General features: G+C 34.6%; 8 protein-coding genes and 1 pseudogene. 4 read left to right on the forward strand and 5 right to left on the reverse strand.

Translation table 11 applies throughout. The annotated features are described in order from the left end of the window. Window positions 1-2: 2 nt before the first annotated feature. The 3 genes from mnhG to ACP5SP_RS03270 are packed head-to-tail and all read right to left on the reverse strand — an operon-like array spanning window position 3 to window position 1,094. Window positions 3-332 (reverse strand): monovalent cation/H(+) antiporter subunit G, encoded by a 330-nt coding sequence (mnhG, locus tag ACP5SP_RS03260; protein ID WP_416085077.1) that lies wholly within the window; start codon window positions 330-332, stop codon window positions 3-5. A 1-nt stretch (window position 333) separates the two neighbouring features. Then, window positions 334-591, reverse strand: coding sequence for a monovalent cation/H+ antiporter complex subunit F (locus ACP5SP_RS03265; RefSeq protein WP_424596794.1), 258 nt, complete (start codon window positions 589-591; stop codon window positions 334-336). Continuing rightward, window positions 588-1,094 (reverse strand): Na+/H+ antiporter subunit E, encoded by a 507-nt coding sequence (locus ACP5SP_RS03270; protein WP_416085075.1) that lies wholly within the window; start codon window positions 1,092-1,094, stop codon window positions 588-590. The genes ACP5SP_RS03265 and ACP5SP_RS03270 overlap by 4 nt, the downstream gene beginning before the upstream one ends. A gap of 269 nt (window positions 1,095-1,363) precedes the next feature. On the opposite strand from ACP5SP_RS03270, the gene ACP5SP_RS03275 reads away from it, so the two are divergent. The 4 genes and pseudogenes from ACP5SP_RS03275 (at window position 1,364) to lpdA (ending at window position 3,680) form a co-directional block, all read left to right on the forward strand. After that, a complete protein-coding gene (locus ACP5SP_RS03275) occupies window positions 1,364-1,489 on the forward strand; it encodes a hypothetical protein (protein ID WP_424587179.1) in 126 nt (41 codons plus the stop codon). 27 nt (window positions 1,490-1,516) lie between these two features. Further along, window positions 1,517-1,855: a carboxymuconolactone decarboxylase family protein gene (locus tag ACP5SP_RS03280; protein WP_416085073.1), complete on the forward strand. Its 339-nt coding sequence runs from the start codon at window positions 1,517-1,519 to the stop codon at window positions 1,853-1,855. A gap of 132 nt (window positions 1,856-1,987) precedes the next feature. Further along, window positions 1,988-2,233: pseudogene (tusB, locus tag ACP5SP_RS03285) on the forward strand (sulfurtransferase complex subunit TusB); the annotation flags it as partial. Between the two features lie 55 nt (window positions 2,234-2,288). Next, window positions 2,289-3,680, forward strand: a complete 1,392-nt coding sequence (gene lpdA, locus ACP5SP_RS03290) for a dihydrolipoyl dehydrogenase (RefSeq protein WP_428076031.1) — start codon at window positions 2,289-2,291, stop codon at window positions 3,678-3,680. A gap of 335 nt (window positions 3,681-4,015) precedes the next feature. Here lpdA and ACP5SP_RS03295 read toward each other — a convergent pair whose 3' ends face one another. Together ACP5SP_RS03295 and ACP5SP_RS03300 are read right to left on the reverse strand one after the other, a co-directional pair. Beyond that, window positions 4,016-5,215, reverse strand: a complete 1,200-nt coding sequence (locus ACP5SP_RS03295; protein ID WP_424596888.1) for an aminotransferase class I/II-fold pyridoxal phosphate-dependent enzyme — start codon at window positions 5,213-5,215, stop codon at window positions 4,016-4,018. A gap of 45 nt (window positions 5,216-5,260) precedes the next feature. Beyond that, window positions 5,261-6,573: polysaccharide deacetylase family protein (locus tag ACP5SP_RS03300; RefSeq protein WP_428076032.1), on the reverse strand; the 1,313-nt coding region annotated here is incomplete at its 5' end.

The following is a 6,573-nucleotide window of genomic DNA, read 5'->3' on the forward strand; positions in this document are numbered from 1 at the left end:
CGTCATTCACCTTCTTTCTCTTTGAACTTATCAACCACAGTTTTGTCAGTCATTGGGGATTTTGCCTTGTATCCTGCACGAATGAGTGCTGAACCCGAAATAGGTGCAGTAAGAATAATAAATGTTGCAAGAATTATTGATTTTATAAGAATATCCTCCTTCATAAGTCCTATTCCAATAATTGAGGAAATTGCTCCAAGCGTAGTTGCTTTTGTTGCAGCCTGCATTCTTGTGTATAGATCAGGAAGTCTCAAAAGGCCAATTGCAGAGAGGAGAAAGAAAAACGCACCGATAAACATGAGAGTATAGCCGATGATAACGTTAATACCCATCTCAAAGCCCCCTTTCAATAAAGCGAGCAACAACAAGAACGCCAACAAAAGAAATAATTGCATAAACTACAGCCACATCCATATAAAATGACCTTCCAAAGACCAATGCAAAGAATACAAAAAGTGCAACAAAAAGTGTTGTAAGAGTATCCAATGCCATTGCACGATTTGCCGTGTCAGGTCCTTTTACGAGTCGCACAATCATAAGAATCGTTGAAAGTGCAAGCAAGCCCAAATAAATCAAATCTACCACTTTCATGAGAAAATCTCCTTCAAAAATTTTTCAAAAGGCGAAACAATACTTTCAGTTGCGCCTTCAACGCTTTCATCGTCCACAGTAATCCAATGGATAAAAAGTTCATCCCCCACAACATCCATAGTAATAGTCCCTGGTGTAAGTGTAATTGAATTTGCAAGGGCAAGTTTACCTGCATCCGTTTTTAATTTTGTCTTAACTTTAACAATTCCAGGTTTTATAGGAAGAGATGGATTAAGGACAATCATTGCAACCTGAACATTCGCCTTAACAACTTGATAGAGATAGTAAGGAATGTAAATAATAAGATAAAATAGCTTTTTTGGATTTAAATGAGCAAGACCGTGTTCTGTAAAGAGATCTGCCGTGCCAATTGAAATGACAAACGCAATAAGGAATCCAAAAATTAATTCTGAGGTTGCAAAACTTTCAGTAAGTAAAATCCATGTAAGGAATAAAACAATCGTTTCAAAGATAACCTTACTTAGGTAGTTTGCTTTTTCCATTTTTCACCACCTTTCACCTAATTTTATGCCTACCTCAACTATTTTAAAATTTTTTTTATATTAGTCAAGCAAACGTCTTACCTCTTGTGAAATTGTGAAAAAGCAAATGCTTGGTAAAATAAAGTTCTTTCTTAATTTTTAGAGTCAACTTTGTTATTTACCATTCAAATTACATGGCTTAAACACTATATTGATAATTTCATAATGATATTAGTGAAATTTTACTCAAAAAGTATTGCAAAATTTTAAAATATGTATATAATATAAGTGTGAATAGAATGATTAAGTACGAACAATTTAATGAATTGGTGCTTTTTAGCACAGAAGAATTTAGAACAGATATTTCTGATAGACAATTTTACTGGTTTTCTTCCCGACGGAAGAAAACATTATAAATAAAAATTTTTAAAGGGAGGTTGCGTATGGACGCAAAACAAATGGTTGAAGATTTTATGAAAACCGCTAAACAACTCGGAGAGTTTGACAAGGGTTACATTGACGCTGTAATGGGACTTATCAAGGAAGCAGAAAAACCAGGAGCACTTTCAACCAAAGAGAAAGAACTTATTTCTATTGCACTTGGTATTGCAGCACACTGTGCCTACTGCATTGCTCTCCATGTGAAAAATGCAATTGAGGCAGGTGCAACAAGAGCTGAGATCCTTGAGGCAGCAGAAGTTGCAGGTCTTATGGGCGGCGGTCCATCAATTGCTTACATCAGACTAGTCCTTGATGCTTTAGAGCAATTTGGCGCAAAGTAGTTTTTGAAATTCTTAAATAAGGGGGCTTTTGTCCCCTTTTGTTAAAAATATTTACAAAAGGAGGTATTTAGAAATGGCTGAATTAAAACCAAACTACACGCTTGATGAAAGGGTTATAAAAAATCCCCAGATTATCAAGTTGCACATTTATTGTTAGAAATTGCTCTTCCTCAAGATAAAGTAGTTTTTATTCAAGATGGCATCCTGTTTGCCGTTGAAAAAGATATAAAAACCTTGGTTAAAGACGAGGTTGAACTTTACGCATTAAAGGATGATTTCATTGCACGTGGATTTGATGAGAGCGAAAGTTTAGTTCCTCTTTTAACTTACGATGAGTTTGCGGAAATTGTAGAAAAGGAGCCAAAAATCATTTCTTAGAAAAACTTGGAGAGGAAATTCCTTTCCTTCCATTATAATTTATTGGAGGTGAAAAATGGAAGAATTTGATGTTATTGTGATTGGATCAGGCTCTGCAGGATATGTATCAGCAATAAGGCTTGGAGACTTAGGAAAAAGGGTTTTGATAGTAGAAAATAGAGTCTTGGGTGGTACATGTCTCAATAGAGGGTGCATCCCAACAAAGGCGATACTCAAAGCTTCCGATATATATAGGGAAGCACATGAATCAAAAATCTTCGGCATTACAGTAAATCACGTTTCATTCGATCCAAAAGGAATAAAGGTGTGGAAAGAAACGGTTGTTAAAAAACTTGTTTCAGGAGTAGACTTTCTTCTTAAAGCAAGAAAAGTCGAAATTAAATACGGAAGAGGCTATCTTATTGACGGAAATACCGTTGAAATTGAAACAGCACAGGGCAAAGAAATTTATAAAGGTAAAGATATAGTTATCGCAACAGGCTCTGAGCCTGCTATGATTCCTACTTTTAAAATTGACCATGTAAATGTTCTCACTTCAGATGATGCACTTGAGCTTACTGAATATCCTAAAAAAATGATAATTGTTGGTGCTGGGGCAATAGGAATGGAATTTGCAACATTCTTTAACTCATTTGGAACACAAGTAACAGTTGTAGAAATGATGGAAACGGTTGTTCCAACTCTTAAGGATAAAAAACTTACAACACTGATACAGAGGATATACCAAAAGAGAGGCATAGAGTTTAAATTAGGACAAAAGATTGAAAGTATTGATGTAAAAGATAATAAAGTTTATCTAACACTGGGGAATGGCGAAGTGCTTGAAACAGAAAAGGTACTTGTATCAATAGGTAGGAAGCTTAATTCCGATAATATCGGCCTTGAAAAAGTTGGCATTCAAACCGAAAAAGGAAGAATAATAGTTAATGAATATTTAAGAACAAATATTGAACACCATTACGCAATTGGAGATGTTGTAGGTGGTCTTCTTCTTGCTCATAAGGCAATGAAAGAAGGAGAAGTCGTTGCAGAAATTATTGCAGGACATGATACAAAGATGGACTATCGAGTTGTGCCTTGGGCAATATTTACAACACCAGAAATTGCTTCCGTAGGTTTAACAGAAGAAGAGGCAAAGACACATGGAATTGATGTTGTAACAGGAGAATTTCCGTTTACAGCAAATGGAAAAGCAGTTTCAATGAACGCAACAGATGGTACTGTTAAGGTTGTTGCAAGAAGTGACACAAAGGAAATTATTGGTGCACAAATCATAGGACCCGAAGCTTCAGTAATGATATCAGAACTTGCCTTGGCAATAAAGAATAAATTAACGTTGAAGGATGTTGCAGATACAATTCACACGCATCCAACACTTCCAGAAGCAGTAATGGAAGCAGTGAAAGTCCCATTAGGAGAAGCGGTTCATATAGTTGTAAGAAAATAAAAAATAAAATCACAACAGAGAGGGGAAGTTTTCCCCTCTAATCCCACTGATTTGTCGCTACGGAATTAGCAGAATATCTCTTTTTAAGGAGCTTAAAAAGAAAAGTATATCAATTCATTGAAATTCGGAGATTCCTCGTTTCGATGCCACTTCGGAATGACAACCATTTTGAGGGGGCAACAAACCGCCCCCTCAATACTCCCCCCAAATATTGATTTTGATTTTGGGGTAAGTGAAAAAAGGTGCCCCTTTCTTATGATTTAAAGAGGCTTTTACACATCAAATTAATAGAAATGCTTCTATATTAATAGAGTTTTAGATGTTTATTCTACTTTTTATATTATCCCTAACTTCTTACCTGCTTTCTCAAAGATTGAAAGTGCCTTGTCAATTTGTTCTTCTGTATGTGTTGCAATATAGCTTGTCCTAAGAAGTGAGTCGTTTGGTTGCACTGCGGGAGGAAAAACCGGATTTGTATAAACACCAAGTTCAAATAATTCCTTCCACATCATAACAGTTTTCCATTTGTCCCTTATATAAACAGGAATTATCGGTGTATTGCTTGCGCCTATATCAAACCCCAACTCTTTAAGACCTTTTCTCATCCTATTTGCAATATTCCAAAGATGTTCAATACGCTCTGGTTCTTCCTGCATTATTTGAAGCGCTGCAAGTGCTGCGGCAGCTGATGCAGGAGTCATTGCTGCCGAAAAGATAAAAGGTCTCGCATAATGTTTAATATAATTAATGACTTCTCTATCGCCTGCGATAAATCCACCCAAACTTGCAAATGATTTACTAAAAGTTCCCATTATAAGATCTACTTCATTTTCAAGATTAAAGTGGTTTGCAGTACCACGCCCATTTCTTCCTAATACACCAATCGAGTGTGCGTCATCAACCATTAAACGGGCTCCATATTTATTTTTTAATTCAACAATTTCTGGCAGTGGTGCAATATCTCCTGCCATTGAATAAACACCATCGACAACAATTAGTTTTCCTGCATCATCTGGGATTTTTGATAAAACATTCTCAAGACTTTTAACATCATTATGGTTGAATCTTGCAAATTTTGCATGAGACATACTCCATCCATCAACAATTGAAGCGTGATCTTCTTTGTCCATTATTGCATAGTCTTTCGGGGAAAGAAGTGCAGAGATTGTTCCTAGATTTGTTTGATATCCTGTTGAGAAAACTATCACTGCTTCCTTATTTAAAAATTCTGAAAGTGCATCTTCCAAATCCCTATGAATTTTCAAAGTGCCATTCATGAATCTGGATCCAGTTGCAGATGTCCCATATTCATCAATGGCCTTTTTTGCGGCTTCTTTTACCTTAGGATGGTGCGTGAGTCCAAGATAGTTATTTGAGCCAAGCATAATTATTTTTCTTCCTTTATATAGCACTTCAGTGCCTTCTGTTCCTTCAAAGGGTAAGAAGTATGGATAAAGACCCTTTTCTTCTGCAACCTTTGCATCGTAAAGTGCGCTATTTTCTTTCGGGTTATAACATTTATCAAATAAATCCATTTTATCACCTCAAACAATTTTATATTTTTTGGTATTTTTTGCAAATTAATTTTTGAATTCAAAAGGTATTACTAATTTTTGGCTTTTATAACTATCTAAGACTTTTATATATGTATAATCTTCGTCATTTTCAATTTTTACACCACTTATAACACCTTTAATAATAAATTCTTTCGGCAATGCAACAACGAATCCTTTTAAAGAATTTCCACTCAAATAGATTAAATTTTTCCCCACATTAATCTCAAACTTTGCATTAAAAAGATTTAGAAGGAAATCTGCAAAATAACTCATAGGTTTGATTTGTATTTCTTTACTTTTGGAAAGCGAAATTGCATATTTTGTAAAACTTAGTAAGGCATTTTCATACAGTGGAAAATCATAAGGATGTGAATAAAAGAGTCTTATTGTTTTAGTTTGTATAGCATAATTTACTAAATCTTTTAAAAAGTTTTCAACTTCAGTCTCTGGAACTCCCCCTTTATACATTTCGTATAAAGAAGCATATTCCTTATAAGATGTTATTGGAAAAGCAATGACTTGTTTTGAAACCATTGATCCAGCAAGAAATGTTCTATTTGGAACCGACGAATTGTCACCTGTATAATAATAAGAGTTAAAACCTTCTTCCTCAAGAATGCTCGTTACAACTCTAGGATGAACCCCATTAGGCGCAGAGTATTCCCTAATTTTGTACTTTACAATGCTTTCAAGACATTGAGTATTTTTATCGATAAAGTTTTTAATTTCATCTTTTGTGAGCAAATTTTGGTTAAGAAGAGAGGAAAAGTAATTGTGTGCAAATCCACCGTGATCTCCAATTACTCCATACTTTGAAAGCTTTATAACTAAATCCCTTCCTTTTCCACATGCATCGAAACCTAAATTATCTTGAGGATAATCTCTAAAATCACCAGCACAAATATGTATTGAATATTCAATTTCTTTATTTAAAAAACCTTTTTCTTCAAGATATGGAATAGATTTATAGTCAATATTTGAATCTATATGCAAATTTACAACAAGTCCAGGAATACCATAAGGAGTACCTAAAATGTGTGGTGCTTTAACAATTTTGAAAAGGAAAAATGAAATAAATGTTCTTAACGGAAAATCATCAGAATATGCCTTCAAATATCCTAAAGGAATTGAAACATACATAACATAGCCGCCCAATTTTCTTAAGGTAATAGATGGAAGCAATTTTCCATCATAAGTTTGAATATAGGCTAAAATTTCGCTATCATTTATTCCATCTTTTTCAACAGTTGGACACTGATAGGTGAGCTTTCCGTACATATACCCTGAAATAAACTTACCATTTTCCAATTTATAAGATGGAATATTCAAAAATTTTG

The sequence above is a fragment of the Caldisericum sp. genome (assembly GCF_049967455.1).
GTDB lineage: Bacteria > Caldisericota > Caldisericia > Caldisericales > Caldisericaceae > Caldisericum > Caldisericum exile_A.

Coding starts and splice junctions, on each gene's coding strand:
- mnhG (WP_416085077.1), bottom strand. CDS start 332: ATGGGTATTAACGTTATCATCGGCTATACTCTCATGTTTATCGGTGCG.
- ACP5SP_RS03265 (WP_424596794.1), bottom strand. CDS start 591: ATGAAAGTGGTAGATTTGATTTATTTGGGCTTGCTTGCACTTTCAACG.
- ACP5SP_RS03270 (WP_416085075.1), bottom strand. CDS start 1,094: ATGGAAAAAGCAAACTACCTAAGTAAGGTTATCTTTGAAACGATTGTT.
- ACP5SP_RS03280 (WP_416085073.1), top strand. CDS start 1,517: ATGGACGCAAAACAAATGGTTGAAGATTTTATGAAAACCGCTAAACAA.
- lpdA (WP_428076031.1), top strand. CDS start 2,289: ATGGAAGAATTTGATGTTATTGTGATTGGATCAGGCTCTGCAGGATAT.
- ACP5SP_RS03295 (WP_424596888.1), bottom strand. CDS start 5,215: ATGGATTTATTTGATAAATGTTATAACCCGAAAGAAAATAGCGCACTT.